Origin of the sequence: Clostridium sp. 10cd* (assembly GCF_044336395.1) — a bacterium.
GTDB lineage: Bacteria > Bacillota_I > Bacilli_A > Erysipelotrichales > Erysipelotrichaceae > Clostridium_AQ > Clostridium_AQ innocuum.
In genome coordinates this window covers 3,100,637-3,126,790 of sequence record NZ_CP172347.1, presented here as the reverse complement: position 1 = coordinate 3,126,790, position 26,154 = coordinate 3,100,637, and the positions used below count along the sequence as shown (strand labels likewise).

The 26,154-nt window shown below is 46.9% G+C and carries 27 protein-coding genes; 4 read left to right on the top strand and 23 right to left on the bottom strand.

Going from position 1 to position 26,154, the window contains the following annotated elements; all coding sequences use genetic code 11:
• Positions 1 to 111: 111 nt before the first annotated feature.
• The 6 genes from ACG3M1_RS15445 to ACG3M1_RS15420 form a co-directional block, all read right to left on the bottom strand.
• A complete protein-coding gene (locus ACG3M1_RS15445; RefSeq protein ID WP_002610362.1) occupies positions 112 to 609 on the bottom strand; it encodes a hypothetical protein in 498 nt (165 codons plus the stop codon).
• Positions 610 to 631: 22 nt separating this feature from the next.
• Entirely contained in the window at positions 632 to 1,660 is a 1,029-nt protein-coding gene (locus tag ACG3M1_RS15440) for a sensor histidine kinase (protein ID WP_002610358.1), read from the bottom strand.
• Positions 1,657 to 2,361: a response regulator transcription factor gene (locus ACG3M1_RS15435; RefSeq protein WP_002610355.1), complete on the bottom strand. Its 705-nt coding sequence runs from the start codon at positions 2,359 to 2,361 to the stop codon at positions 1,657 to 1,659. The genes ACG3M1_RS15440 and ACG3M1_RS15435 overlap by 4 nt, the downstream gene beginning before the upstream one ends.
• A gap of 16 nt (positions 2,362 to 2,377) precedes the next feature.
• A complete protein-coding gene (locus ACG3M1_RS15430) occupies positions 2,378 to 4,528 on the bottom strand; it encodes an ABC transporter permease (RefSeq protein WP_002610354.1) in 2,151 nt (716 codons plus the stop codon).
• On the bottom strand, positions 4,518 to 5,300 hold the full coding sequence (locus tag ACG3M1_RS15425) for an ABC transporter ATP-binding protein (RefSeq protein WP_002610352.1): 783 nt from the start codon (positions 5,298 to 5,300) through the stop codon (positions 4,518 to 4,520). The genes ACG3M1_RS15430 and ACG3M1_RS15425 overlap by 11 nt, the downstream gene beginning before the upstream one ends.
• 105 nt (positions 5,301 to 5,405) lie before the next feature.
• Positions 5,406 to 5,591 (bottom strand): helix-turn-helix domain-containing protein, encoded by a 186-nt coding sequence (locus ACG3M1_RS15420; RefSeq protein ID WP_003533355.1) that lies wholly within the window; start codon positions 5,589 to 5,591, stop codon positions 5,406 to 5,408.
• Between the two features lie 154 nt (positions 5,592 to 5,745).
• Here ACG3M1_RS15420 and ACG3M1_RS15415 point away from each other — a divergent pair, with 154 nt between their 5' ends.
• From ACG3M1_RS15415 to ACG3M1_RS15400, 4 genes are all read left to right on the top strand, one after another.
• The gene (locus tag ACG3M1_RS15415) at positions 5,746 to 6,111 is read left to right on the top strand and encodes a helix-turn-helix transcriptional regulator (protein WP_002610350.1); all 366 of its coding nucleotides are present in this window, start codon (positions 5,746 to 5,748) and stop codon (positions 6,109 to 6,111) included.
• A 243-nt stretch (positions 6,112 to 6,354) separates the two neighbouring features.
• Positions 6,355 to 6,684: a plasmid mobilization protein gene (locus tag ACG3M1_RS15410; protein WP_002610348.1), complete on the top strand. Its 330-nt coding sequence runs from the start codon at positions 6,355 to 6,357 to the stop codon at positions 6,682 to 6,684.
• On the top strand, positions 6,645 to 7,991 hold the full coding sequence (locus tag ACG3M1_RS15405; RefSeq protein WP_002610346.1) for a relaxase/mobilization nuclease domain-containing protein: 1,347 nt from the start codon (positions 6,645 to 6,647) through the stop codon (positions 7,989 to 7,991). The genes ACG3M1_RS15410 and ACG3M1_RS15405 overlap by 40 nt, the downstream gene beginning before the upstream one ends.
• A gap of 2 nt (positions 7,992 to 7,993) precedes the next feature.
• Positions 7,994 to 8,251 carry a hypothetical protein gene (locus ACG3M1_RS15400; RefSeq protein ID WP_002610344.1) on the top strand — a complete coding sequence of 86 codons (258 nt, stop codon included), beginning with the start codon at positions 7,994 to 7,996 and terminating at the stop codon, positions 8,249 to 8,251.
• A gap of 179 nt (positions 8,252 to 8,430) precedes the next feature.
• Here the strand turns inward: ACG3M1_RS15400 and ACG3M1_RS15395 are convergent, their stop codons facing one another.
• From ACG3M1_RS15395 to ACG3M1_RS15315, 17 genes are all read right to left on the bottom strand, one after another.
• Positions 8,431 to 8,793 (bottom strand): cysteine-rich VLP domain-containing protein, encoded by a 363-nt coding sequence (locus ACG3M1_RS15395; RefSeq protein WP_002610343.1) that lies wholly within the window; start codon positions 8,791 to 8,793, stop codon positions 8,431 to 8,433.
• Positions 8,790 to 8,996, bottom strand: coding sequence for a transposon-transfer assisting family protein (locus ACG3M1_RS15390; protein ID WP_002610341.1), 207 nt, complete (start codon positions 8,994 to 8,996; stop codon positions 8,790 to 8,792). The genes ACG3M1_RS15395 and ACG3M1_RS15390 overlap by 4 nt, the downstream gene beginning before the upstream one ends.
• 2 nt (positions 8,997 to 8,998) lie before the next feature.
• On the bottom strand, positions 8,999 to 9,943 hold the full coding sequence (locus tag ACG3M1_RS15385) for a hypothetical protein (protein ID WP_002610339.1): 945 nt from the start codon (positions 9,941 to 9,943) through the stop codon (positions 8,999 to 9,001).
• 3 nt (positions 9,944 to 9,946) lie between these two features.
• A complete protein-coding gene (locus ACG3M1_RS15380) occupies positions 9,947 to 13,780 on the bottom strand; it encodes an antirestriction protein ArdA (protein WP_002610337.1) in 3,834 nt (1,277 codons plus the stop codon).
• A 154-nt stretch (positions 13,781 to 13,934) separates the two neighbouring features.
• On the bottom strand, positions 13,935 to 16,025 hold the full coding sequence (locus ACG3M1_RS15375; RefSeq protein ID WP_002610336.1) for a DNA topoisomerase 3: 2,091 nt from the start codon (positions 16,023 to 16,025) through the stop codon (positions 13,935 to 13,937).
• 16 nt (positions 16,026 to 16,041) lie between these two features.
• The gene (locus ACG3M1_RS15370) at positions 16,042 to 16,230 is read right to left on the bottom strand and encodes a hypothetical protein (protein ID WP_002610333.1); all 189 of its coding nucleotides are present in this window, start codon (positions 16,228 to 16,230) and stop codon (positions 16,042 to 16,044) included.
• The gene (locus ACG3M1_RS15365; RefSeq protein WP_002610332.1) at positions 16,227 to 16,955 is read right to left on the bottom strand and encodes a DUF4366 domain-containing protein; all 729 of its coding nucleotides are present in this window, start codon (positions 16,953 to 16,955) and stop codon (positions 16,227 to 16,229) included. Before ACG3M1_RS15365 ends, ACG3M1_RS15370 begins: the two co-directional genes overlap by 4 nt.
• Positions 16,945 to 17,202, bottom strand: a complete 258-nt coding sequence (locus tag ACG3M1_RS15360; RefSeq protein ID WP_002610330.1) for a DUF4315 family protein — start codon at positions 17,200 to 17,202, stop codon at positions 16,945 to 16,947. Before ACG3M1_RS15360 ends, ACG3M1_RS15365 begins: the two co-directional genes overlap by 11 nt.
• Positions 17,203 to 17,234: 32 nt before the next feature.
• Positions 17,235 to 19,271: a CHAP domain-containing protein gene (locus tag ACG3M1_RS15355; RefSeq protein WP_395815453.1), complete on the bottom strand. Its 2,037-nt coding sequence runs from the start codon at positions 19,269 to 19,271 to the stop codon at positions 17,235 to 17,237.
• A 49-nt stretch (positions 19,272 to 19,320) separates the two neighbouring features.
• Positions 19,321 to 21,756, bottom strand: coding sequence for a VirB4-like conjugal transfer ATPase, CD1110 family (locus tag ACG3M1_RS15350; RefSeq protein WP_002610325.1), 2,436 nt, complete (start codon positions 21,754 to 21,756; stop codon positions 19,321 to 19,323).
• The gene (locus ACG3M1_RS15345; RefSeq protein WP_003529188.1) at positions 21,704 to 22,108 is read right to left on the bottom strand and encodes a PrgI family protein; all 405 of its coding nucleotides are present in this window, start codon (positions 22,106 to 22,108) and stop codon (positions 21,704 to 21,706) included. The genes ACG3M1_RS15350 and ACG3M1_RS15345 overlap by 53 nt, the downstream gene beginning before the upstream one ends.
• A gap of 21 nt (positions 22,109 to 22,129) precedes the next feature.
• A complete protein-coding gene (locus ACG3M1_RS15340; RefSeq protein WP_003533371.1) occupies positions 22,130 to 22,999 on the bottom strand; it encodes a VirB6/TrbL-like conjugal transfer protein, CD1112 family in 870 nt (289 codons plus the stop codon).
• A 16-nt stretch (positions 23,000 to 23,015) separates the two neighbouring features.
• Positions 23,016 to 23,231: a Maff2 family mobile element protein gene (locus ACG3M1_RS15335; protein ID WP_002610321.1), complete on the bottom strand. Its 216-nt coding sequence runs from the start codon at positions 23,229 to 23,231 to the stop codon at positions 23,016 to 23,018.
• A gap of 198 nt (positions 23,232 to 23,429) precedes the next feature.
• Positions 23,430 to 23,597 (bottom strand): hypothetical protein, encoded by a 168-nt coding sequence (locus tag ACG3M1_RS15330; RefSeq protein ID WP_002610319.1) that lies wholly within the window; start codon positions 23,595 to 23,597, stop codon positions 23,430 to 23,432.
• Complete coding sequence (locus ACG3M1_RS15325; RefSeq protein WP_003529196.1) at positions 23,590 to 25,377, bottom strand: VirD4-like conjugal transfer protein, CD1115 family; 1,788 nt, start codon at positions 25,375 to 25,377, stop codon at positions 23,590 to 23,592. Before ACG3M1_RS15325 ends, ACG3M1_RS15330 begins: the two co-directional genes overlap by 8 nt.
• The gene (locus ACG3M1_RS15320; RefSeq protein ID WP_002610294.1) at positions 25,374 to 25,850 is read right to left on the bottom strand and encodes a PcfB family protein; all 477 of its coding nucleotides are present in this window, start codon (positions 25,848 to 25,850) and stop codon (positions 25,374 to 25,376) included. The genes ACG3M1_RS15325 and ACG3M1_RS15320 overlap by 4 nt, the downstream gene beginning before the upstream one ends.
• 82 nt (positions 25,851 to 25,932) lie before the next feature.
• Entirely contained in the window at positions 25,933 to 26,151 is a 219-nt protein-coding gene (locus tag ACG3M1_RS15315; RefSeq protein ID WP_002610290.1) for a DUF5348 domain-containing protein, read from the bottom strand.
• Between the last annotated feature and the right edge of the window lie 3 nt (positions 26,152 to 26,154).

Here is a 26,154-nt window from a genome sequence, read left to right as displayed (position 1 = left end):
AGCCGCCGAAATAGAATAGGCGCGTGAAAACCTGTCTGCGTTGCGACGGCTTTTTTTCTTTGCCGTCGTCCGGCAGATGTTCTATACTATGTCAATTTCAAAAATTTCTCATTATCCTTTATTACTTTTTTGTTTTGTCTTATGTAAAAGCAGGATAACCAAAACAGAAATAGCTATACTGCATAGAATATATGTCCAATTAAAATATGATAGATTTATTAAATTCTGTGCTGATTGATTTTTAATGAAGTTTGTATATGGTGCGTTACTCTTAATCGCTTCCATAACTCCTACAACATTTATCGGTCTTAAATTGTATAAGTACGCACCAAATAAATATATTGCTGCTTTTTCAACGACCGACGGTATTAAAATAGCCAATGCAGCAAGCCATAATTGACATTGCTTGTGGGATTTCTGTAAATATAACGCCCCAAAAAGATAGGGCAATATCGCAAGGCAACAGCCCAAGAGGACAATATTCTGATGAAGCCCAAAGAGGGCAAAGAATATGCGGATAAAAAGATACGTTCCAAATATAATTAACCAATCAATGAGCAAGCTTTTTATTGGCGTGTGCTTTTTTACTATTTCATTCTGTAACTGCATTTCACTACCTCCCAAATAGACGTTACACTTTTGGAAACGTCAAGGTTACGGTTGTTCCACCGTATGAATTGTTTTTAAGCTCCACCGTGATAAATAAGTCAGTTGCCATTTTCTGAACAAGGTATAAGCCCATACCTGTAGAACGACTAAGGTAACTGCCCGTATCTCCGGTAAACCCCTTGTCGAAAACAAAGGGTAAGTCAGACAATGGTATGCTTGTGCCGTTGTCTTTGATAGATAAAGAAATCTGTTCACTATTCATACTATCAGCTATGGAAAATATGAGCCGTGGGGCAAGGTTGTTTCCCACATATTTCACACTATTACTGATTATCTGTCCTAAAATGAACATCAGACCTTTTTTGTCAGAAATCACTTGATAATCGTTTTCGGTATATTCAATAGAAAATCCGGCTTCTTCAAGAAGCGTTAAATTATCTTCAACTGCTTCACGGCAAGTTCCAAGAATTGAAAGCGACTCAAAAGAGTAATCCTTATGTGTAGCCCCAAGCCTTGAAAAGTATAGAATTTGTTCTATATCCTGTCGGGTATGGTCGCGTACATAAAGCATACGAGTATGAACCAAAGGGGACATTTCATCTTTTCGATTATCCAGTAGCAAGGTCATAAGGGATAGTGGTTTTTTGATTTCATGCACCCAATTTTCAACATAGTGTTCATAGTCTGTAACTGTAATTTTCTGTTCGTTGATATATTCTTGCTGCGTCCTCAAATGTTTTCCCAATTCACAGATAAGAGGGCGTATTACAGCGGGAACAGCTTCACACAGTAAGTATTCGTTGGTATCGTCCGGCTCTAATAGAAAACGCCGAAAAATAGCGTCTGCCTTGTTACGTTTTCTGATTGATATAGCAAGAGGAATAGCAAGTGCGGCAAATGACACAAAAATTATCAATGCAGCATAATTTATAAAATAATCAGGGTTAGCCAACCAAGCAAGAAATATAAAGAACAAGTCCAAACAGGCAAGTGTAATAATCCATACCCGGTTAGAGGAAATATAGATTAAAAGTATTTTCAACTTATTCATAAGCGCACCTGCTCTTTCAAGCGGTAGCCTTGACCGCGCACTGTTTCTATACGTTCTTCAAGACCAAATTCACGAAGCGTTTTTCGCAGCCGAGTAAAATTTACTTGTAATGCATTTTCGTCTATAAATTCTTCTGTTCCCCATAGTCTAATGCATAATTCTTTTTTAGAAACAATCTTAGGGCTATTTTTCAAGAGAGCAAGTAATATTTTTCCTTCGTTCGGTGGCATAAGGTAAGAGCTATTCCCTACATAAATTGTAAAGGTATTCGGGTCAAGTAAAAAACCACCTCCATCAAGTAACCCTTGCTGTACCTGTTCTTCTTTACGTCGAAGAAGATTTTTAATTCGGGCAAGTAAACGTGACATATTACAAGGTTTTGTTAAATAGTCATCAGCCCCCAAGTCTAATGCGTGCAGTTCGTCCTGCAATTTATCTCTTGCAGTCAATACGAGTACCGTACCAATCTGTTTAGCTTTCAACTCTTTACATATTTCAAAACCCGAACGAAAGGGAAGATTGATGTCAAGCAAAATTAAGTCGGGAAAATATGCTGCTATTTCTGATACTGCGTTTTCAAAATCCGATAATCCAATCGTATCATATCCCGATTTTTCTAATAAGTTCAACAGTTCTTCTCGCATATAAACATCATCTTCAACCACAACTATCTTTGCCAATATGTCCGCCTCCTTTCCCATAATATTTATAAGCCTGTTAAGAATTGGGCTTGTAATTGAGCTTTCCTATTTCACGATTAGCTGTTCGAGCAACAGCCACACCGTAAATTACCATAACAAGAACAACAATAACAGCCATAGCAATTAAAAGAGGATAGGACTGTTCAAGGTGTGCCGCTCCTGAATATAAATATAGCTGCATGGCATATATCCCTACTGCTCCGCTGATACACGCTAATATAAGAGGAAGCAGGAAATACCATAATACTTGTTGGTTGATAGAACGCTTAATTTGTTCACGTCGTGCTCCTAAAATAGAGAGTGTTAGATACCTTGATTTTGTAGTTTGCATTTGCGTCAAGAATTGCAGGGCAAGTAATGCACACGCAATAATCAAAAACATAAATCCCATGTATAGTGTTGTATAACTTCCGGAAATAACATAAAATAATTGTCGCCCAAAATTATTAAGATAGCTTTCGTAATATAGACCAGATGGTTTTAACAAATCACGAGCTTCCATAATCGGTAACATTAAACCTTTTGTTTCAACAAGTTCATTAGGAATACAAAAGTTCCAATAAACCATACAAGTGTCTGAATTTACAAATTCTGAATATATCTCATCTGAAACAATCAATGCAGTTATAATCTTGATATTTTCATCTGCGGTCAACCCTTTCATCGGTACAGAGGGAACAAGATAAAATGGTCTTTCGTTGATAGAAAGCAACGCTTCATTATTCGCCTGTGCGTCTGCTGCAATTTGATTTAACAGTGTAACCGTTTCATCTTGAGCATTACCTAAAAAATCTGGGTTGAGATAATAGACAACTTCATTGTTCCCAAGGCTAATCTGTTTTTCTCCCGCGGCATCCAATAACCGATTATAGGAAGATACAGGAAGCAAATAAGGAGAAGAACTACCAGTATCAATAAGACCTAAAAGGTTTAAGGCAGCAGGTTGGTCGGAGCCAAAACTATACATACCATCTTCTTGTGTGGCAGGGTCTACTACATCTTGAGGTAAATGCTGCACGATTTGTTTCCTAAATTTCGACCAATCAACAGGAGAACTTATCCCATCCGAAGCAGTGGATTTTATATTTCCTATTTCCATACGGTTCAGATTTGATACATAAGGACGAATTTGTTCGTTGGAAAGATACTTCTCAACAATTTGGTCGTTGCCCATTACAGTAAAGTCATAAACAGAAGTACCTCGTGTCAATTCACTTCCATATGACATTATGCGCACTGAGCCGTCGGTAATTAACATAATAGTAAGCATCATCAGAATGGACGCTACGCTGATTGAAATATATTTATTAACGACATTTTCATGCAACTGCCGTAAAGTAAATACATAAAGTCCTCTTGTGGCTTTGTGTTTTATAGAAGCTGCCCATATACTCAAAATTCTTGCAAGTCCTCGAATAAATAGAATTGTTCCGATAATTCCAAGTAAAACGGCAATAAGCAGCATTGCCCCACTCGCAGCCATAAAATGCTCTACAACAATCCAGTACGCGACAAGCAAAATTACGGTGCCTATAGCAAACGATACGAAACTTACATATGGATTCCCTGTGCGTTGCTTTTTCGCCATCTCTCCATAAACAAGTTGATGTAGCTCTTTACGGAACAGCTTTCCGCATAGAACAAACAATGCTACAAACTGAATAATCAAGAAGCCTAACGATGTGAAAATAGCGGCACTTACAGAAAAACTTAATTGGTGTGTAATGATACCATGCCCTACTAAACGCGCGGTTGTAAGACTTATAGCTTCGGATAAAAAGCCACCGCATACAAGCCCTCCTAAAAGAGCTAAAAACGACGTGATTAGCCCCTCTGTCATTATTTGAATAAATAATTTAATCTTTGTCATTCCAAACATCAAATAAAGCCCCAGTTCTCGACTACGACATTCAAGTTGATATTTGTTTGCAAATACTACGAGAAAGAACACAAATAATAAAGCACAAAGATAAACCGTCGGTAAAAGATTAGTAAGCAACCGTTCTACTGCGTCGCTCTCAATTTCACTTAAAAAACGTATTACGTCCTGTTGTCCAAGAGAAAGCACTATATAAAACATTGCTACGGCTGTTATCATTGTCAGAAAATAAATTAGGTTTTCGCTACGGCTCCGTTTGGCGTTTCGCCATGTGAGATTAAAGAACATTTGCACTTCCTCCCCCCATTTGAGCCATCACTTGTAAAATACGTGCATAAAAATCTTCCTGTGTTTCATTTGGAATTTTACGACGTAACTCATGGAAAATAACACCGTCTTGAATGAACAAAATACGAGAACAGAAACTCGCGGCGTTAGGGTCATGCGTGACCATTAGGATTGTGCGTCCACGCCTAAGATTGATTTCCTGTAACTTCTCCATGAGTAAACGTGCTGATTTTGTATCTAATGCACCTGTAGGTTCATCAGCCAAAATAATATCGGGGTCAGAAATCAAACTACGTGCAGCAGCTACGCGTTGTTTTTGACCGCCCGACATTTGTGACGGAAATTTAGAAAGAACGTCTGTAATTCCAAGAAAATCTGCTATATCTTTTAGCTTTTTTTCCGCTGTAACAATGTCAATATTATGAATTGATAAAGGCAATATAATATTTTCTTTACCAGTTAGATTATCAAGTAAAGCAAAATCTTGAAATAGATAACCAATCTTGTTGCCACGATATTCAGCCAACTTCGTGCCATCAAAAGAGCTTATATTGGCACCTGAAAGTAAAATTTGTCCAGAGGTTGGTTTAATGACCGTAGCAATACAATTCAACAATGTTGTTTTTCCAGAACCGCTGGCTCCCATAATTCCCAAATATTCGCCATTCAGAACATCAAAGGTAATTCCGTTTAGTGCTTTTGTTGGAACCCCCTCTTTGGAATATGCTTTGTGCAAGTCGCGTACTTCTAATAGTTTTTTTGTATCATTCATATCTCACACCTCACATTTTTTGCTTACGCTTATCTTACGAATATAATTTTACTGCATAAGAAGCAACCACACCACTTACAGTTGTTGTAAGGTTTATTTGTTTGTTTATTGTATCTGCATTTTATGTTGTTTCTTTCTCATATCAAAAGGTTTTTCCGCGTTTTTTGGTATCAGCCACATATACCCCAGTTTTGAAACGCCCGGTATGCGATTTTCGCTACAAAGTATCTGTACTCGTCTTTCAGAAATTCCCCATTTCTTTGCCGCTTCGGGACAAGACATATATTCCATAATCAAAACGCCCTTTCCTCAAATTTTACCAGTATAATTATACTCGGATAGCCGAATAATATCAAGTATATGATATGCTCTATTTCAGTCAATAATGTGCTGTGTGTAATCATATCTCGAAAGGAAGATGAAATATACAATGTAGTTGGGTGAAATGACTATGAAGCAGAACAAAGAAAAATTTGATTTTAAGGCTTTCGGGCAAGCCATTAAAGCAGCAAGAAAAGCAAAGGGAATATCACGCAATCAGTTAGCCGATACGCTGAATATTGCGCCCCGATATATCGCGTCCATTGAGAACAGCGGGCAGCACCCAAGTTTACAGATTTTATATGAGCTTGTAACCCTGCTTGATGTATCAGTAGACCAGTTCTTTTTCCCGGAACGGGAACAGGAGAAATCCACGCGCCGCCGTCAGCTCGATACTATGCTTGACGGTATGAGCGAAAAAGATTTGAAAATCCTGTCTGCTACTGCAAAAGGAATAGAGGAAGCCAACAACGACGAAACGGGGGAATAAAGTTCTCTCGTTTTTGTTTATATAGAGTGATTGAAACGTCGCAGATTGCGGCGTTTTTCTTTTGGGAAAGTTCGTCAAATTTGCCGTTCCCGGTGTTGTAGGTAGTAAGGGATAAAGTTTCGTAGCAAGCATAGGAAAAGAGTACCCTTTTCCGTATTTTCGCCCTCCCGTCCTGCGGTGCGTCGGTTGAAAATTGCTTGTTGGGAAGTGTCCCAAACCCTCGGAATGGAAAGGAGCGATTGCATGAACGGACGCAAAAGAAAAATACAAATCAAATTCTATGTAACAGAGGAAGAAAGGGCATTGATTGAACAGAAAATGAAGCTTGTCCCTACCCGGAACATGGCGGCGTATCTTCGCAAGATTGCCATTGACGGGTATATCATTCAGACAGACCATAGCGATATAAAAGGCATGACAGCAGAGATACAGAAAATCGGGGTCAACATCAATCAGATTGCAAAGCGTGTCAATGCGACAGGCAGCGTTTACCAAGAGGACATAGAGGAAATAAAGGGGGTGCTTGCGGAGATATGGCGGTTACAAAGATTAAGCCTATTAAAAGCACGTTGAGCAAAGCCCTTGACTATATCCAAAACCCGGATAAAACAGACGGGAAAATGCTTGTGTCCTCCTTTGGGTGCAGCTATGAAACGGCAGATATTGAGTTTGGATTTACGCTTGCACAAGCCATAGATAAGGGAAACAATCTCGCCCACCATTTGATACAGTCCTTTGAGCCGGGAGAAGTAGATTATGAGAAAGCCCACGAAATCGGAAAGCAGCTTGCCGACGCGGTAACAAAGGGACAGCATGAATACGTCTTAACTACCCACATAGACAAAGGGCATATCCATAACCATATCATTTTTTGTGCGGTCAATTTTGTTGACTACCATAAGTACAATTCCAATAAGCGCAGTTACTACGGCATACGGAACATGAGCGATAAGCTGTGCCGGGAAAACGGGCTGTCTGTTGTCGTTCCGGGCAAAGGCAGCAAGGGAAAAAGCTATGCAGAATATCAAGCGGAAAAGGTCGGTACAAGTTGGAAAGGCAAGCTGAAAATTGCCGTTGATACGCTTATCCCCCAAGTAGCAAGTTTTGAAGAATTGTTGCAGCGGTTACAGGCAGCGGGTTATGAGATAAAGCCGGGAAAATATATCTCCTGCCGCGCTCCCGGACAGGAACGCTTTACCCGTCTGAAAACTCTCGGTACAGATTATACAGAGGAAGCCATAAGAGAACGGATAGAGGGCAAACGCACAAAGGCAGCGAAAGCTCCCAAAGAGCAGCGCGGCGTATCGCTGCTTATTGACATTGAAAACAGTATCAAGGCACAAGAGAGCCGGGGCTATGAACAGTGGGCGAAAATCCATAATCTGAAACTGGCTGCAAAGACTATGAATTTCTTGACAGAACATAAGATTGAGCAGTACGCAGATTTAGTCAGCCGGATTGAGGAAGTAAATGCGGAAAATGAAAAGACAGCAGACGCATTAAAGAGCGTGGAAAAGCGTCTTGCAGATATGGCGGTGCTGATGAAGCACGTTACTACCTACCAAAAGACAAAACCTGTCTATGAAGCATACCGCAGGGCAAAGGATAAGGACGCATACCGGGCAAAGCAGGAAAGCAGTCTGATACTCCATGAAGCGGCAGTAAAGACACTGAAAGCGGCGGGCGTTACTAAACTCCCCAATCTTGCCGCCATGCAGGAAGAATACGGGAAACTACAAGCGCAAAAAGAAGCCCTTTACGCTGATTATGGCAAGCTGAAAAAACAGGTCAAGGAATACGACGTTATCAAACAGAACATAGACAATATTTTGCGGCAAGGCAAAGAGCCGGAACGGAAGAAAGGAAAGGAACGGGAATAATTATGAAAATGGTTGGTATTACACCATGTTACAGAATAACATTAGAAAATGGCAGTTATGGCGTAGAAACTTATATTAACGCAGACAGTAAAATCCAAATTACTTTTGAGGACGGAAATACACTTATCGGATATATAGAATGTGTGGAATATGGAACTTATTCCGATGAAAATGATACTCTGGTTATAAGGGGAGAGAATGGAGAGCTGTATATCCTATTGGAAAACCGAATAAAGGATATAGAAGAACTGCACGAATAAAGTAAAAGAACAGGGCGCAGACAGCCAACAAAAGACTGTCCGCGCCCTGTTTTATGTAGGTGCGTTTTTGGTATCTGTTACGCAATAGAACGTCATTTTTAGGGGATAAGGTATAAAACCCTTGCCGCGTCATTTTCAAGCACTGAAAGCCCCGTAAATCAAGGCTTTTTTTGCCCCTACTACGTAACAAGGGCGCGCCGTTTTCTCATGCGCTCCGCTGCCTGTCTGCGGGTAATACGCTTCCGGCAGTCCGGGCAGTATTTGACGCTGTTAGAGGTGGACGCAAAAGAAGTTCCGCACTCGGTACAACGCTTTTTATCCTCGGTCTTGAAAAGCTCTGCATACAGCAGCTTATCAAGGGGCAATACGGCGGTCTGAAACCATTTGCAAAGAAGCGAATAGGAAATAAGCTGCGGGCAGACACATTCCTCCCCGTCGTCCAGTAAAATACAGTGTCCGTTATCGCAGTTGCAGCACTCCTTTTTTATAAGGCTGTTGACTTTCCGGCTTTGGGGTGGTGTAAGCCGCTTTATCCCGGTCATACCTCATCAGCGGCGAAAATAGCAAGCTCCGCATACTCATTTTCTGTCAGAGGTGCGATTTTCGCAAGGGTGCGTTTCGCCAGTTCCCGCATATCCTCGTCCATGAACGGCAGCGCAGCGTTGATGTTTTCTGTAAGCCCACGTTTGCCGTCCTCATTGTAAATGCTCAACAGGTTTGTTTCTTCAACTGTCAGTCTAATCATGCTCATACCTCCAATTCGTGATTTTTTGATTTTACAGCCGCCTTTTTCGGGGCGGCTTTTCTTTTGTCAGCGGCAAGCTGCGCCCGGATTGAGGGGCGCACCCTGCGAATATCTGTGCCCCGGTTTTCATTTTTATCAATCAAGGCGTATGTTCCATGTCTGCCCTCGATTTTGGAAAAGGAAAGTGTCTTATAGGGCAACATGGAAAACAGACGGTCGGTGTCCTTAGAGGACGCAAGCTGCATAAATGTCGGGGACAGCTCCACCATGAAATGTGTCCTATTAGGGCTATTGGGCGTGTCCCTGCGCTTCATTTCCTGCACAATGCGCCGCGCTTCGGCTTCAATCAGCCCAGCACGCAGGGCGGCGGTATGTTCCTTGAAGTCGCCCGGTGTCAGTTTATCCCGTTTTTGCTTTTCTTCCCGTAAAAGGAATTGTAGCGCGTCCGGGTCGTTGGGTACTGCTTCAAAGTGTTCAAACTTCCCTAAAGAAGTATCGGGATTTCCGTTAAAATGCTGTCCGGCGGGTATCTCCCTTGTCCCATGCTCATAAATCAACTTGACTGTGTCGGCGGCAAGCGCATTGTCCTTAACGCGCTCATACTGCCTTGCATAGTCAAGCTCATAAAGATTGCCTTTGATTTTCCCGCGCTCCCTGCCCGTCAGCTCGACGGCATAGGCAAGAACGCAGTCGCAGGTCTGCTCTTTGTAAAAACACCATGTATTGTGGGCGGCGGTATCCTTTAGGAACACGTCGCGCTCCTTAAAACAATGCGTCCCGGACGGGCGGCAAAACCATAGCAGCGTCTTATCCTCTCTGTTAGGGCTTGCCGCTGCTTTTGCGATAATCTCCTTGTCAATGTCAAAATCACTTTGGAAAAATCCTGTATTCTGCCGCATGATAGCGTCAAGAGAAGCGAAAATATCCACGTTTTCAAACTTATTCATGCGTCAGCTCCTTTCCAAATCCTGTGTTTTCTGTTTTGCCTGTTTCTTCGGTGTCTGTTCTTTCGCTGCTTTAAGCTGCGCCCGGATAGAGGGCTTCTTTTCCGTTTTTGCTGCCTTGCCACGTTCCTTGTCAGCCTTGACAGTTTCCGCAAGGTCAACAAGGGAAATGGTTTCTCCTGTCTTTACCTTTGCTTCCAATTCTGCGACGGTCGGGGTGTTGTTTATCTGCCCGTCAATCATGTTGTAGTTTTGCTCGGTGGTCTGCTCGGCAGTTTTCAGATAGTTTTCCGGCTGCAAAAATTCCGGCACTTTCTTATAACCGAAGCTGTCTACATAGTGGGCGGTGTCCTGCCCGTTCTGATGAAGCACCACTACGTCGGAAACAGAAAGGCTGTGTCCCTTAAAATCTTTCGGGTGGTCGATATTAAAGCGGGTGTAAATATCTTCAAGGGAAGTCCCCGGCGTAAGAGGTGCGGAATAGACAAGGGCATAGTTTTTCGGGTCTACCCGGTGTCCGGCGGCAATCAGACGGTCGTAAGGCTCAAAACGCAAGTCCCTTGTTTCGTCCCCGCCTTTTATCTGATAAATGGAAAAGGTGTCTTTGTCCTGTGGGGCTTCCTGCTCCGGCTGCTCCTGTGCGGGTTGTTCCTGTGCAGCTACCTTTTGCTGCCGGATATGCGCCCGCTGTAACTCGGTAGGCTTTTCCCCGGTAAGGGGAGCAATCGCTTTCACATAATCAGCCGCATAGTAGGCGTTACTGGTAAGCTGCCGCTGCCATGCCCCGGCTTTTGGCGACCAACGGAAGCCATTACTTTTTAAGGCTTCCCGCGTGGCTTCGTCCGGCTTATCCTCAAAGAAGATTTGCAGTCGGTTCGCTTCGGTGTTTGCTTCCACCTTGCCGCCGTCAAATTCCCAACCTACAAAACCGATTTCTTTTTGCTGTGAAAGGGATTTGATACGGTCTTTCACGCGCCGGATTTCTGCGCTGTTGTTGGATAACGCCCAAGTCGCAAAGGGCTTGTCCTCCAAATGCCAACTGCTCGCCATGTCTGCTTTCAATTTTTCCAGTTCCTCCGGCGGTAAATGCGGGCAGCCGTCAAGGGTCTTATGCTTGCGGTAGTAGGCGTTTACGGCTTTCATGGTTTCCTGTGATTTTTCAAGGCTTTCCAGTTTCTTTTCTAACTTCTGTACTGCCTGCGGGTCGTCTGCGCTGATACCGCCCATGCCGGTACTGCGGATTTTATCAAGAAGCCCTTGTATGTCCTGCCATTCCCGGTAATTGCTGTCGCGGGCTGCGTTCTGCTTTTCTTTCTTCCTTGTGGGGAAGTTAGAGCCGCCCGCAATCAGGATAGAGGGAACACGCGCGTCAATCTCATAGCCTTTATTCATGTTCGCCGCCAGTTTCCGGGCATAGGTGTCAAGCAGGCTGTCGATTTTCTCATGGTACATCGGGTCTACCCGCTGTTTCTGCCTTTCTGCAAGTTGTACGGCTTCATCTACATAGTGCCTGTATTCAGCCGTCGCGCTGCCTTGCTTATAATCGGAAAAACTGTTCATATCCTTTGCACGTTTGGCGGCAGCTTCATTGATAGTATAATAAGGGGCGGCGGGTGCAGCCTGTTCCGGCTGTGCTTCTTTTTCCTGTACCGGGGCTGTTTCTTCGGGAAGCTCCGGCGCGGCTGCTTTTGTTTCGGGCTGTTTGGCGGCTTCCTGTGCGGGCTGTGCCTGTTCGGTGGTCTGTTCCTTATCCTGTGCCTTTTGGATTTCTGCAAAATGTCCGTCTATGGTATCAATCAGATTTGCGGCGGTGCTGCGGATTGTTTCAAGAGAGCCTTTCAGTTCTGCAAGTTCTTTTCCGCTGCTCCACCCGGCGATATACCCAAAAGAATAGTCCGACGTATCAAGCCCGTAATGTTGGCAGACCGCATAGGCGACGCTTTCCGCCTGTACCTCGCGGGTGCGGCGGTCGGGGCGTTCCGGCATGGCAAGGGCGGTATCATGCAGCGTGGCGTGGGCGATTTCATGGATTGCGGTCTTGATATTCTGCAATTCGTCCATGCCCTCGTTGATGAAGATACGCTTTTCCTCATAATTGCAGCGTCCTTTTACGCCGCCGCTTAGTGCTTCAAATCCCATAGCAAACGGGGAAGTCTTTTCAAGGGCAGCGAAAAAATCCTTGTATTGTTCCACGTTGCCCGTAAGCTCATAGGTAAGGGCAGGAAGTTCTTTTCCCTCGGTCTGTGAAATATCAAAGACAGATACTACACGAAAAGCGGGTATCTTGATTTCTTTTTCTTCGGTAACAGGTTTTCCGTCCTTATCGAAAACAGGCTTTTGGGTGTCCGGGTCGATTTTTTCCACCTGCTTCTTGACGGTAAACGGGGACGGTGCAAGTATCTTGATAGCTTTTTCTCCGGGCTTTACATGGCGGTCAAATTCCTTTTCCCATTGTTTATAGCCTTTCACAAGATTGCCGCCCTGCATGGCGATAAGGATTGTATTGTTAAGGCTGTAATCATGGAATTTTGACATGGTACGCAGATAATCGGCGTAACGGTCGCTTTCATACAGTCCTAAAATTCCCTGTTCCAGTCGGTCGGTAATCTCTTTCATTTTATCGGCGGGCTTTTCAGAAGATAGGATAATCGGGAGAACCGGGGGCTGCTCTGTGGCGGCGGTTTGTATGGCTGCGGAAGCGTCAAGGTCTGCCTGTTCCTTTTCCTGTACTGGCGGCTGCGGCGTTACCCGGTATTCCTCCGGCACGTCGCGCCCGTCGTACCACTGTGTAAAGGTGTTGCGGTTATTGTAGATATAGCCCTGCTCGGTAAAGCTGCCCCCGTCATTGATAGCAGCGTCCCGCCCGTATTCCTCATACATGAAATATTTTTTTGCTTCTTCGGGCAGCTCCAACTCGTCCAGTTCTTCAATCAGATAATGCCCGTAATCTTCCTCACTCTGTACGGACGGGTAAAGCCAGTAACAATCAAGGTTTTGTGCAAGGTTGATAATATCCTGCAAGTCCCTTGTATGGTCGCCGTATTCCATAGCTGCAACAAATTTTTCCCGGTCGTCGTCAAACTGCATTTTCAAAAGTTCGCTCAAATAGTTCAGTTCGTCAAGGCTTTCAAGCTCGGTCAATTTTCCTGCCAGTCCTGCAATAGAGGACTGGTATTCTGTGATATGCAGCTCCCCGTAGTTTTTGCCGTCTATCCCGATACGGTCAAAGACTTCTTTCAAATGCTCGGCAGTCGTGGGGAATGATACCCATTCGCCCGCAGGTCTGCCCTCGGTGTACTTTCCAAGATTAGAAAGATACCCGCTTAAAATCGTTTCTACCATGCGTTCGCTCCTTTCGTTTTCAATCATACGGTGCATAAGTTCGTAGTCCTCCATGCTCATGCTCCCGTCAAAAATATAGGGGTCGGGTTCTTCGCCGTCCCGGTAGGCTTTTTCAGAGAAAGGAAGCCCCGCAGCGTGGGCGGCGGCTCTTGCTTCCTCGATAAGCTCCGGCGGCAGCCTGTCGTCGTGGGCTTCGATAAATTCCCCGATATTGCTATATCCGTTTTCGTAGTGGCGGCGCACCCCGGCGGTCAGCTCGTCAAGGTTCATATCCTCGCCAAGATAGCCGGAATAATAGCCGTTTACCACAACGGCGGCAGGGTCAGCCTGTTTGATTTCTTCCATGCGGCTTCTGTCCTCCGGGTAAATGTAGTCGCTCATTTCAAGGTGGAAATATTCGGCGTTCCAAGAACGTCCCGTTTTCCAAAACGCCACCCAAGCGATACCGTCCCTTAATTCTTCTTGATAGTCCTTTACGGTGTCCCGTAAACTTGCCATGTGTAACCTCCTTTCTTCGGTTTCAGAGGGTAAAACCCTCCATAAAACAGAGGGTTTGGGAAACTTCCCAACAAGCAAAAATCCCCGCCGTTCTCGGTAGAGAAAGCAGGGATTTTACGGAAAAGGGTACTCTTTTCCTATGCTTGCTATTCAGTTATTTCTTCTTCGACAGTTCAATGCGGTAGTTGACATATTTCCCGCCTGTATCAGCCAATACGATAGTTCCGTCGTAGGTTTTGCCCGTCTTTGGGGAATAGAGCTTTTTCACATTTACTTTGCCGGATTGTAAGAGTGCAGCGGCAATTTTGGGGGTAAAGGTTACTTTTCGTTCTTCAAAGAAACGGTCATTTTTCCACATGGTAAAGCTACATTCCTTATTGCTGCAATAGTAGTTTTTCTTTCCCTCATAGACAGGAGAACCGCAGCGGGGGCAGCTTCCCAACGCTTCCCGTTCCGGCTTGAACATCTGCGCTTTATCATCAGAAAGAAACGGATAGGTCTTTACCAGTTCCCGCGCCATATCCTCGATACCCTCCATAAATGCGGCGGGGTCTGCCTTGCCTTTGGCAATCTGCGTCAGATTGTTTTCCCATTCTGCGGTAAGCTGCGGGCTTGTCAAGGTGTCCGGCAGGACACACACAAGATTGATACCGTCCTTTGTGGGAAGTAGCTGCTTGCCTTTTCGCTCCACAAAGCCGCCCTTTACCAGTTTTTCAATGACGGCGGCGCGGGTGGCGGGAGTTCCAAGCCCTTTGCGTTCTGCGTCCGGGTCGGTGTCCTCACTTCCGGCGCGCTCCATAGCAGAGAGCAGCGACGCTTCGTTGTGAGGTTTTGGCGGTGTTGTGTCATGCTCCGTTACCTTTGCCGTCGGATTTTCAAAGGTCTGTCCCTCGGTAAATGGCGGCAGGGTCTTTTCTGTGTCACTGTCTGCGTCGTCCGTTTCGGGCTTGTTCTTTAAGGCTGCCCTGTATCTTCGGTCAATCTCTTTCCACCCGTCGGACAGCACCGTTTTTCCCCTTGCGATAAAAGACTGTCCGGCACATTCAAAAACTGCTGTAACCGCTTCAAAGGTATGCGGTGCAGCGGTCGCCATGAGCAGACGCGCCCCGGCAAGGGTAAGGATATTCCTTTCGCTTTCCGGCAGCGTGGCAAGGTCGGTCTTTGCAAGCTCCATAGTCGGGATAATGGCATGGTGGTCTGATACCTTTTTACTGTTCAGCACCTTTCCAAGCTCCGGCGTGAAGTCTTTTCCCGCCATAAAAGAAAATTTCCCACAAAGCAGCTTGATAATGCCCGCCGCTGTGTCGCTCATGTCGTCGGTCAGAAATGCGCTGTCTGTTCTCGGATAAGTAAGAAGTCTTTTTTCATACAGAGATTGTGCAAGGTCAAGGGTCTGCTTTGCGGTATAACCGAACAGGCGGTTTGCTTCCCTCTGTAAAGAAGTAAGGTCAAAGAGCTTCGGCGGGGCTGCGGTCTTTTTCTCTTTCACAAGGGAAGCACAGACTGCTTTTGACACTTCGCAAGCAGCTTTCAGCTTGTCAGCTTCGGAACGGTCAGATAGTTTTTCGCTTGCAGCTTCCGCGCCGGATAAGACAAGGCGCACATGGTAGTATTTTTCTTTCTTAAATGTGGTAATCGCTGCGTCCCGGTCAACAAGCATTTTTAAGGTCGGGGTCTGTACGCGTCCCACGTTCAAGGTATGATTGTAAAGGACAGAGAAAAGGCGGGTGGCATTGATACCGATTAACCAGTCAGCCTTTGCCCTGCACAATGCGGAAGCAAAGAGCGCGTCGTATTCCTCGCCGTTCTTCAGACGGGAAAAGCCCTCTTTGATTGCGCTGTCCTCCATAGAAGAAATCCAAAGGCGGCGCATAGGTTTCTTGCAGCCCGCCATTTCATAGACAAAGCGGAAAATGAGTTCGCCCTCGCGCCCCGCGTCGCAGGCATTGACGACTTCGGAAACGTCTGCCCGGTGCATAAGCTCTTTTAGGGTTTTGAATTGCTTTTCCTTGTCAGAAGCAACGGTGTACTTCCATTCCTGCGGCAAAATCGGTAAGCTGTCATAGCTCCACTTTTTATATTGTTCCCCGTAGGTGGCAGCTTCCGCAAGCCCTACCAAATGTCCCACGCACCAAGAAACGATATAGCCGCTTCCTGTGAGAAATCCGTCTTTCTTTTCCTTTGCCCCCAGTACGGCAGCGATTGTCTGTGCCACACTGGGCTTTTCTGCGATAACTAAAATCAAATATAAGTTCCTCCTTTCAGCGTTCCGGCTCGGTTTTCTTTTTCTCCTGTACCTGTTTCAGACAGTACCCCACACAAGGGGACTGTCCCTTGTAAGGGCAGGAAGCACAAGCAGGGGGATAAGGAACAGGCGGCGCATTATCACGCCGCCCGTTCGGTTTCTGTATCATCATCTTTTCAAAGGGATTGTTGGTAAACAGGGTCATAGGGTTTCTTCCTCCGTTTCTTCATCTTCGGGAGTTTCCCCGGTATCTGCTTCCGGCTCGTCCTCGTCGTAGTCCTCAAATTCAAAATCTTCAAGGTCGGTATCGCCCTTTACATTCTGCTTCGGCTTTAGAAACTTAAAGTAGTAGAACGCTGCGCCGCCACCAAGCAGGGCAAAGAGGACTAAGGCAAGCACCACACCGGGATTGCCGCCTTTTTCTTTCAGTTCTTCCGGCTGCTCCGTTGGTGTTGGGGTAGGTTCTTTGCCTGTGCAGCCTGTCATACTGGTAACACATACCGGGCAGGACGTGTTTACCTTTCCGACTTCGCATTTTTCCGTACAGTTACAGATTTCCGGCTTTTTGGCAGCTTCGCCGTTTTCGGTCAGTGCCATAAGGTCGGCTTCGTCCACTTGATTTAGGAAATGTACGGTCTGTTCGCCCTCGGCGGCGCGGTCAATGAGGATATAGAAATAGTTGCCGCCTTTGGTGGTAACAGTGATAAGTTGCTTATTGCCGCCGTAATCGTCAACCAGTGTAGCGTTTCCCTTTGGGGTAAGGGGCGGCGTTTCCTCTTTTTCCTCCACAACTACATTACTGTCGTTGGTCGCGTCCCCGGCGGGCGGCTCTGTGGCTGCGCCCTGTGCATAGGCAGGGACAGAAAAACCGCCCATAAGGATAAGGGCGGCACAAAGGGCAGTCATGGTCTTTTTCAGTTTATTCTTCATCTGCATTTTCCTCCTGTTCGTTTTCTTCTGCGGGTGCGGCAGTCATGCCGGGAATACCGCCGCCGGACAGCATAGCGTTCAGTTCCTGCGGGGTCAGACGCATAGCTCGTACAAGCTGCACGATTTCAAGGTTTTCCGCTTCGGTTTTCTGCGCTTCCAGTCCTTTTAACTTGTTCTGATACTCTGTGATTTTCTCGCGGGTCTTTGCGATTTCCTTATTGATACGGTCGATTTTATTGTTTGCCATAGGTCATTTCTCCTTTCTTTTTTTGGGCTGCTTTACCAGTTCATCAGCCCGTAGCCTTTGATACATTGATAGTTAAGGTCATAGCTCTTTATCTTGCAAGCGTCGCCGGAATTGCCCTCAACGGTATAGACGCGGCTGCCGTCCCTGCCAAGCACAAGCCCCACATGGTCGGCAACACCGTCTAAATCCCAATCGAAAAAGATTGCGTCGCCCGGTGCGATATTCTCATAGCCGCGTGCGCCCCATTGTCCCCTTGACTGAAACCAAGGGACACCCTGCCATTCGCAGCCCGCAAATCGGGGTTCGCTTTTTCCGGCTTGATTGTAGCACCATGATACAAAACAGGCGCACCATTCCACGCGGCTGTTAAAGCCGTACCAAGACCAGTAAGGGTAGCCGCCCACGTTTCCGACTTGCTGTTTTGCAAGTTCCATAAGCTCTTGATTTCCGGGGCGCGTACCGTTTACAAACTCCACGCCGCTTAAATCCTCAGACGGGCTTCCGTCGGGAGAACCGCCGCCAAAAATCAGCGGTTTGTTGCCGCTTGTTTCCAAGTACACATGAAACATTTCAAGCTGCTGTGGCGTAAGAAGTTCCTCCGCAAGCTCGGAAATCAGCTTATTTGTCAGTTTCACATTCAAGATGTAATACTCATAAGGGACTTCCTCGGTGGTGGTTTCCCCGGTTTCCGGGTCGGTACTTGTTTCGGTGCGGTAGCGTATTTCCACTTCCTCGGTCAGCGTCAAGGTGTACTGCATGGAAAAGATACGTTCAAGCTCTGCCTGTGCGCTCTGCGGGGTGTAGCTCTGCAAGAGGGCGGTCAAATAAGACGCAAGTTCGTGGGGGTTATGCCCGATACTGTCAAGGTCGTAGCGGTATTCATCATAGCCGGGGTGGGTGCTTTCGATATTGTCAATCTCACTTTGCAGCCCGTTTTCCAATGCGGCATAGTTGTTTTCAACTGCCACAAGGTCGCTGTCCTCGGATGTGTAGGAAGTGCCAAGCACCCCGTTTGTCAAGCCCGAAAACATAGCCCCGCAAGAGGACAGCCCTGCGGAAATCATAATAAAGAGAAGCAGCGCGGCAACTGCAATCAAAATGCCCGCCGGGTGTCTTGCCGCAAATGCGGCGGCTTTCCTCGTTTCCTCGGCGGTTTTCTTCGCCGTCTTTCTTGTGGCTTCCGCTGCGGCTTTTGCCCCTCCTTTCTTTGCCGCCTTTGCATACTGGCGTTTTATCTGCTGTTTCTGCATGAAACGGGAAAGCGGGTTAGAAGTAAGCTGCGGGTTGTCGTGCAGGGTTTTGTGATACTGGAAGTTGACGTTTGCCTTAAATGCTGCCTTTTCTGCCTTTGCCGCTTCCCGGTAAGGTTTCAGCTTATGGCTGCGGTAGCCCTGTTTTAACTTCCGCGCCCCGTATTTCGCGCCGCGCTCGGCAAGTTCCTCCGATTTATGCGCCCCCTCAACGCCGGAATTGTCCTTTTCAACGGAATGTATCTTGTTGTGGACGAAAATCCCTGCTTCCTGTGCGGGGCGGGACAGCGGGTTTCCTTTTTTGCCGCCGGGTATCGGTTTTTCCTGTTCTTCAAAGTGAAGTCGGGTCTTTGCCTTTCCTGCGGCTTCGTCAAAGGTGCGCTCCTTAACCAGTTTCTTTTGCTTCGGGATAGCTGCCTTTGCTGCGTCCAGTCGGTCAGCGGCTTTGTTTGATTTCTCAATATAGCATTCCAGTTCCGGGACGGCAAGTTCTTCCTCGGTAAACTGCAAGCGGGAAGATGTTGTTTGTACGGTAACTTCCTCCTGTGCTTTATGTACCGCTTTTTTAATGGCTCTGCGGGTCTGTGCTGCTTCGATATGCTCCATAACGCGCTCTGCTGTGGCGGTGTCCCTTGCGGGGGAAGCTCCCGGTGCGTGGGGTAACGGGGAAGTTTGGGACGCTACACCTTGAAGCTGCGTCCCGTCCTGCGCCGCTTGCTGCTCCGGGGACTTTTGAAAATCCGCGTCCTGTTCCCGTTTACTGATACGCTCGGCGGTCTGCTGTGTTTCGTTTACCTCAATAAGCCCGTCGCGGGTCATTTTCTGTGTGATTTTATCGCGGGATTTATATTGCTTCATGGTCTGCACCTCACTTTCCGCTTTCGGAAACTTCCTCCGGCTTCGTTGTCATTACCCTGTAAAGCTCGGTATCTTTCGGGAAGCGGTCTACAAAAGGCAGCACCACATTTCCATAGAAGATAAGCCCCTCGCCCGCTTCGGTGTGGGTAACATACTTCATCTGCTGCGGGGAAATATTAAGCTGCTTTGCAAGGATAGTACGGTCGCCCTGCGCTTGATTGAGCATGAGGACAAAATCGCTGTTCTCAAAGATATTTTCCACCTCGCGGCTTGCCAAAAGGTCTTTGACGTTCTGCGTAATGGCTGTTGGGATACCGCCCCATTTACGGAAACGCTTCCAAATCTCCACGCTGTAAGCGGCGGTCTGTTCCTCTTTTAAGAGCAAGTGAAATTCGTCCATATAGTAGCGGGTCGCCTTTTTCTCTGCCCGGTTTATCGTTACCCTGTTCCATGTCTGGTCTTGCACAATGAGCATACCTAACTTTTTAAGCTGCTTTCCAAGCTGCTTTATATCAAAGCAGACAAGGCGGTTAGAAAGTTCCACGTTGGTTCTGTGGTTGAATACGTTAAGGCTGCCGGAAACATACAGCTCCAATGCCGCCGCGATACGGGCAGCTTCCGGCTCCGGCTGTCTTAACAGCTCGTCGTAAAGGTCGCCCAAGATAGGCATTTTTGCCGGGTCGGGGTCTGCAAGGAACGGGCGGTACACATTTCTTACAGCCCTGTCAATGACGGTCTTATCGACAGGCTGCAAACCCTCCTTGCCTCCGATAACAAGCTCGCAAAGGGAAAGGATAAAATCACTTTTCAGCGCAAGGGGGTTGTCGTCCTCGCTGTAATTAAGGTTTATGTCCATAGGGTTTACATACTGGGGCTTGCCGTCAATGCCCCTGCCCGTAGGGGAAAGACGTATCACTTGCCCATTAAGACGCTGCACAAGGGAAAAATACTCGGCTTCCGGGTCGCAGATGATAATGTCGTCGTCGGTAATGAGGAAAGCATTTGTCATTTCCCTTTTTGCCGCAAAAGATTTTCCGCTTCCCGGCGTTCCCAATATAAGCCCGTTGGGATTTTTGAGCTGCTTTCTGTCGCAGAGTATCATGTTGTTAGAAAGGGCGTTCAAGCCATAGTACAGGGCTTGCCCCGTCTGAAAAAGCTCCTGCGTGATAAAGGGAATGAAAATAGCGGTGCTTGATGTGGTAAGCCCCCGTTGTATCGGGATAAGGTTTTCCCCAATCGGCACACTGGATAAAAGCCCTGCTTCCTGCTGATAGTCAAGGCGTGTCAGGCGGCAGTTGTATTTCTGTGCGATACCCGCCGCAGCGAAAATATCATTTTCCAGTTTCCGCTTCGTGTCTGCCATGTTTACCACAAGGAACGTAAGGAGAAACATTCGCTCGTTGCGGCTCTGTAAGTCCTGCAACAAGTTCTTTGCTTCGCTGCCAAAGGTGGCAAGGTCGGACGGGATTATATCCATGTCATAGCCGCTTCTAACCGCTTTTTTCTGTTCCTCAATCTTCATCTTGTCAAGGTCTGTGATTTTGCGCTTAATGGTCTTGATTGCTTCCGACTGGTCGATACTGCGGATATGTAAATTGACGATTACCCCTGTTTCCAAGTCCAGTATGTCGGCAAGCATACGGTCGTTAAGCTCCGGCGCAAGGATTTCAAGGAAGCTCGCCGCGCCGATTTTCTTCCCCATGCGGAAATATCTGCCCTCGCCAAAACGGAAAGAGGACGGGGCGATAAAATCCTTTGTAGACAGCCCCGACGGGGTAAGCCAGTCAAAGGAAAAGGAGAACGGCTCGCCCTCCGGGTGGAATACCCCATGCAGCACCTTTAAGCGTTCATAGCCGGATAAGGGGCGGGCGGTTACGCCAAGCACCTTGAAATTGTTAAACACGTCGGTTTCGATACGGGAAAGTCTTGATTTTGCAGCCGCCTTGTTATCGGCTTCAACGGTAAAGGTAATGTATTTGTGCTTCACAAGCCCGTTGTTGCCTTTACTAAGCTGATTTTTCAGCATATCCGAATACTCGGTGCGGATAGAGTTAAAAGCGTCCTCCTGTGCCGGGATAGTGATAGCTTTTTCTGCCTGTTCCCGCTGCGTCCCTTGATTGATGAAAGAAAGCTGCACGCTCACGCTCGCGTCAAAGTAGTTGAGGAAATCGCACCAGTTTTCAAAAATGGCGGTCTTATCGTCTGCCTGTGCAAGCTGATAATTGATGTCCTCGAACACGACGCACTTTGAATATCTCTTTTCCGTAACCTTGCAGATACCGTCCGGGTACATGGCAAGGTAAGGAATGGTCTGCTGTGCGGTGCGGGCTTTGCCGTCCCCCTTTGCCTTTCGGATAGCTTCGGCAATCTGTTTCTTTTCGGCGCGGGTCAGCTTACGCCTGTTTCCTGCGGCTTCCCGCGTCTTTTTTGTTTGTCCTTTTGACAATCGCTGATACCTCCTTTTCAAGTTTTCGCTGCTTTTCCAAGACAGCGTATAGGTTTTCGGTTCTGTAAGGTCGCTCCTTTGGGCGGGTAAACTTTGTCTGAACGACATTTCTTACCACCACTTCAAGGGGCTGCCCATGTTTTTCATACATGGCAAGCAGGAAACAGGGGAGCATGACGACAATCATCGCCATAGCCGCAAGGTTTGTCCCTGCGCTGCCTTTGAGCAAAAAAAACAGCGGCAGTCCGATTAAGAGAGCCGCCGCAAAACAAACGATTTGCCGCTTTGTCAGATTGAAAGCGACTTTTGTTTTGACTTTGGAAAGGTCTTTGGGTACAGGTACATACGCCAAGAAAATACCTCCTTTCTGCCCTTAGTGGGCGTTGAATATGGATTTTGCCAGTGTGCCGGATTTGAACAGGGAAAAACAGAGGATAACCGTATAGGCGGCAAGGGAAAATACCGCGCTGTGCAGATTGTCTGCGATTATCATATCGTTTACCAGTACGGCGTAAATACCGACACATATCATAATGAGGAAGCCTTGAAAACCAAGAGCGAACAGCCCTTTTAGGTAGTTGTTTCCAATCTGTCCCCATTCTCTGTTGGTCATGGTCGCAAATGGAATAGGCGATACCGAACAGTAAAGGTAAATCTCTATCATTCTGCCGTAGAGGATAACGGTTATCAGTACGGACATGATTTTCATGCAAAGGCTTACAAGGCTTGTTTCAAGCACAAGTAAGAGCAGTTCGGGGATTTCCATATCTTCAAGCCCCTCCTGCATGGCGGCAAGGGCTTCGGCAACGTCGATATTCGTATCGCCGCCGATAACCCCCGCTGCGCCGGAAACGATATGCTGCGCCATATCAAAGACCGCCATTGTGATGTTGAACGTGTTGGTTACGATAAACACCGCGACAAAGGCTTTGAATATCCACTTAAAGAACATGAATGTGTCTATGTCGTGCATATTGTTCTTTTCCGTTACCATGCTGATTAGCTCGTAGCATAGGACATAGGTAATGACAAGCCCCGCAATCGGAACGATTACATTTTCAGAAAGGGTCTGTATCATGCTGAAAATATTTGCGTTCCAACCCTGCGGGGTCTGTCCTACCTCGTTTGCGATAGTCCCGACTTTTTCGTTTACGTCCCCGAACATAGTTGACAGATTACCGTTTATCGCTCCGATAAGGATTTCCTTTATCCATTCGTTAATCGCGTCAAGTATGCTCTGCATAGGCAGCTACCCGCGCTTAACCGAACAAGCCGGAAAGCAGAGGTACAAGGATAGTGCCGATAAGGGCAACGCCGCCGCCCGCCATGAGCTGCTTAATGCCCTGTGATTTTGCGCCCGGATTATCATTTCCGTAGCCCTCCAAGAGATTGATAACGCCCCAAATGCCAAGTCCTGCTCCAAGAGCGATAACCAAAGTCTGTAATACGCCGATTGCGCTGTTGAAAAATTCCATAAAACTCCTTTCTGCCGCAAATGCGGCTTGCCCGTAAAAGGGCATAAAAAACGGCGGTCAGTTTTCAAACTGCCGCGGTCATAAGTCCCCGCGCTGCCTAAATGTCTGCTGCGCGGCGGTATTCAGTTGTCAGTGTGGGCGATAGGAATTTTTGTAGGGGCGCGTATCATGCAAGTTGTCTTTTTCTTTGTTACTGCGTCAATTCCTCCTTTCTTTTCGCTGCTGCTCATACAGGGCTTCACACCGTTTCACAAACTGCCGGATAGCAGCCTGCCGCTGCTGTTCCCGTCGTTCAGCAATCGAAACAAGCCCGTTTATGGCTTCTGTGATTTTCTTGTCCTTTTTCTTTCTGATACGTCTATTCATGGTCGGTGTCCTCCTGCAAATCGCTTTCGCTGATTTCGTAGTAGTCAAATACTTCGTCCGGCTTCACAAGGGCGGGTCTGCGCCTTAAATGCTTTTCCATATCAAAAGTATTTTTCTTGTCATAGTCGGAAAGATATTTATAGTTGGGGTGCTTTGTAATGTCGTACTTATCAGAGAAGAACGGGCGCACCCCTCGTAGCTGTAAAATACATTTCCCGCCGTCCATAACCGCTATTTCATCTTCCGTCATAAGCTGCTTGCCTAACTTCTGATAGTTCAGCCCATGCGATACCTCGCGCCCCCGGTTCTCGGAAGTGTTGAAGCTGTCAATGGTTTCTTTCCCCAAGATTTCCGACATTTCTTTGAGGGTGGTTTTCTCCTTGCCGCCCAAGAAAAGGGTGGTGTCGCAGTTGCCGACTATGGTATCGGCGTTGTCCTTATAGATTGCCTTTAACTGGCTTTGCGACTGTAAGATAATCGACGCGGAGATTTCCCGGCTTCGTATGGTGGCTATGAGCTTTTCAAACTTCGGTATCTGCCCGATATTTGCAAACTCGTCTAACAGACAGCGCACATGGACGGGCAGCCTGCCGCCGTATTCATCATCTGCCTTGTCGCAAAGCAGATTGAAAAGCTGCGTGTAAAGAATACTCACGACAAAGTTAAAAGTATCGTCGGTGTCGCTGATGATAACAAACAGGGCGGTCTTGCGGTCGCCTATGGTGTCAAGCTCCATTTCGTCGGTTTCCATAAGGTCGCGCAGCTCCTTAATGTCAAAAGGGGCAAGCCGCGCACCGCAGGAAATGAGAATAGAGCTTCGTGTCTTTCCCGCAGATAACAGGAATTTCTTGTACTGCCGGACGGCAAAGTGTTCCGGGTCTTTTTCCTCCAACCGTTCAAACATGAGGTCAACGGGGGACTGAAATTCCGGGTCGTCCTCGCGGGCTTCACTGGCATTTATCATTTCAAGCAGCGTCGTGAAGTTCTTTTCTTCCTCCGGGGCTTCGTACCAAATGTAGCCGATAAGGGCGCAGTAAAAGAGCCGTTCCGATTTTACCCAAAAATCCTCCCCGGCTTTTTCCCCGTCCCCTTTGGTGTTGGCAATCAAGGTATTTACCAGTTTCAAAATGTCTTTTTCGCTGCGGATATAGGCAAAGGGATTATAACGCATGGATTTCTTAAAATTTATCGTGTTCAGCACCTTTATCCGATACCCGCCGCGCTGTAAGAGCTTCCCACACTCGACTAAAACCGTACCTTTCGGGTCAGTTACAACGTAGCTTGAGTGCATTTGCATTAAGTTGGGCTTCACAAAAAATCTCGTCTTGCCGCTGCCGCTTCCCCCGATAACAAGGATATTTTTATTCCTTGCATACTTCGGCTGCTTCGGGCGGCTGTTCATGGTAAGCCGTTCCGTCTGTGTCAGAAGCACGTTATTTTGAAATACCGGGTCGGTATAGGGCTTTATATCTTCGGCGTTGCCCCAACGGGCTGAACCGTATTCGATACCTTTTCGGTATTTCTTCGCGTTCTTGCCTTTGAAGTACACCATAAGCCGGATAAGGACAGCCCCCACAATACCGATAAGCAAATCCATAGGGGCAAGGCTCGGAAGCGGGGTTGCAAAGGCAGCGGAAAAGCCGTCTGCAAGGGAAAGCACCTTGCCGGAAAGGTCAGCCCCCGGCGCAAGGCGTACCGCTTGTCCGATTTTGTCAAAGAGATAGACAAAGAGCAGATAGGGGGCATTTAGGATAAGCAGCTTTTTAAGTTCCGGCTTCATAGCGATACCTCCCTGTCCTTTTTCTTCACTTTGTCCTTCTGTGCGTTCAGAGCTGCCGCCTTGTCTTTCAGAGTGGAAAGCAGCTTGCGGATAGAGGGCTTTTTATCCCTGCCTAATTTCTTTGCGGTAAATTCCCGGAACGCTTCGGTCATAACGTCAATATCCTTGCCCTTAAAAGACACAAGATAGGTCGGCGGCTTGCCGTTCTCAATCTTCTTGACGTTGTAATCAAGCCCGCTTTTCCTTGCGATAGGGTCAAAGGCTTTGATATTTTGGTCGGTAATCTCAATGTTGGAAACCTTTTCTCCCTGCTTCATAAGCTGCCGCATAGTGATTTTCCCATGCGGGGCTTTGGTTAGCTGCCCTTTGCCTTTGGCAAGCAGGGCTTTCATAGCCTTTTGCAGCACTTCGGCGGTCAGCTTAGATGTTTTGATTGCTAAAGACACGACTTTTTCATTGACTTCATCTTGCATGAAATCCCTCCTTTCATAGTTTGGTTAGGGTGGTGTGCCGCTTCGGGGCATAAAAATAAGGCGTACATTTTTCATGCCGCCTTTAGATACGCACCCGCAGCCCGTTCAAATCCGAAGCCCTCACACCGACAAGATACCAGTTGTCCCCGTACTCCATGCGGGTCGGCTTCCATTTGCCGCGTACAAACACTTCAAGGCAATCCCCACAATGCAATCCTCCGTAGTAGTCGTTAAGGTCAAAGCGAATGTCGTAACGGTCTGCCGTTTCATCAAAAATCAAAGCTCCTGTTTTCTGTGTCATATT

Excerpts from the sequence above, each read along its gene's own strand:
- ACG3M1_RS15430 (WP_002610354.1), bottom strand. The coding sequence starts at position 4,528 with ATGTTCTTTAATCTCACATGGCGAAACGCCAAACGGAGCCGTAGCGAA.
- ACG3M1_RS15400 (WP_002610344.1), top strand. The coding sequence starts at position 7,994 with ATGAAAATGGTTGGTATTACACCATGTTACAGAATAACATTAGAAAAT.
- ACG3M1_RS15335 (WP_002610321.1), bottom strand. The coding sequence starts at position 23,231 with ATGGAATTTTTCAACAGCGCAATCGGCGTATTACAGACTTTGGTTATC.
- ACG3M1_RS15340 (WP_003533371.1), bottom strand. The coding sequence starts at position 22,999 with ATGCAGAGCATACTTGACGCGATTAACGAATGGATAAAGGAAATCCTT.
- ACG3M1_RS15385 (WP_002610339.1), bottom strand. The coding sequence starts at position 9,943 with ATGAATAAGTTTGAAAACGTGGATATTTTCGCTTCTCTTGACGCTATC.
- ACG3M1_RS15425 (WP_002610352.1), bottom strand. The coding sequence starts at position 5,300 with ATGAATGATACAAAAAAACTATTAGAAGTACGCGACTTGCACAAAGCA.
- ACG3M1_RS15420 (WP_003533355.1), bottom strand. The coding sequence starts at position 5,591 with ATGGAATATATGTCTTGTCCCGAAGCGGCAAAGAAATGGGGAATTTCT.
- ACG3M1_RS15365 (WP_002610332.1), bottom strand. The coding sequence starts at position 16,955 with ATGAAGAATAAACTGAAAAAGACCATGACTGCCCTTTGTGCCGCCCTT.
- ACG3M1_RS15370 (WP_002610333.1), bottom strand. The coding sequence starts at position 16,230 with ATGACCCTGTTTACCAACAATCCCTTTGAAAAGATGATGATACAGAAA.
- ACG3M1_RS15445 (WP_002610362.1), bottom strand. The coding sequence starts at position 609 with ATGCAGTTACAGAATGAAATAGTAAAAAAGCACACGCCAATAAAAAGC.
- ACG3M1_RS15415 (WP_002610350.1), top strand. The coding sequence starts at position 5,746 with ATGACTATGAAGCAGAACAAAGAAAAATTTGATTTTAAGGCTTTCGGG.
- ACG3M1_RS15315 (WP_002610290.1), bottom strand. The coding sequence starts at position 26,151 with ATGACACAGAAAACAGGAGCTTTGATTTTTGATGAAACGGCAGACCGT.
- ACG3M1_RS15410 (WP_002610348.1), top strand. The coding sequence starts at position 6,355 with ATGAACGGACGCAAAAGAAAAATACAAATCAAATTCTATGTAACAGAG.
- ACG3M1_RS15440 (WP_002610358.1), bottom strand. The coding sequence starts at position 1,660 with ATGAATAAGTTGAAAATACTTTTAATCTATATTTCCTCTAACCGGGTA.
- ACG3M1_RS15320 (WP_002610294.1), bottom strand. The coding sequence starts at position 25,850 with ATGCAAGATGAAGTCAATGAAAAAGTCGTGTCTTTAGCAATCAAAACA.
- ACG3M1_RS15395 (WP_002610343.1), bottom strand. The coding sequence starts at position 8,793 with ATGACCGGGATAAAGCGGCTTACACCACCCCAAAGCCGGAAAGTCAAC.
- ACG3M1_RS15390 (WP_002610341.1), bottom strand. The coding sequence starts at position 8,996 with ATGATTAGACTGACAGTTGAAGAAACAAACCTGTTGAGCATTTACAAT.
- ACG3M1_RS15435 (WP_002610355.1), bottom strand. The coding sequence starts at position 2,361 with ATGGGAAAGGAGGCGGACATATTGGCAAAGATAGTTGTGGTTGAAGAT.
- ACG3M1_RS15380 (WP_002610337.1), bottom strand. The coding sequence starts at position 13,780 with ATGGCAAGTTTACGGGACACCGTAAAGGACTATCAAGAAGAATTAAGG.
- ACG3M1_RS15405 (WP_002610346.1), top strand. The coding sequence starts at position 6,645 with ATGGCGGTTACAAAGATTAAGCCTATTAAAAGCACGTTGAGCAAAGCC.
- ACG3M1_RS15330 (WP_002610319.1), bottom strand. The coding sequence starts at position 23,597 with ATGAATAGACGTATCAGAAAGAAAAAGGACAAGAAAATCACAGAAGCC.
- ACG3M1_RS15325 (WP_003529196.1), bottom strand. The coding sequence starts at position 25,377 with ATGAAGCCGGAACTTAAAAAGCTGCTTATCCTAAATGCCCCCTATCTG.
- ACG3M1_RS15355 (WP_395815453.1), bottom strand. The coding sequence starts at position 19,271 with ATGACCCGCGACGGGCTTATTGAGGTAAACGAAACACAGCAGACCGCC.
- ACG3M1_RS15360 (WP_002610330.1), bottom strand. The coding sequence starts at position 17,202 with ATGGCAAACAATAAAATCGACCGTATCAATAAGGAAATCGCAAAGACC.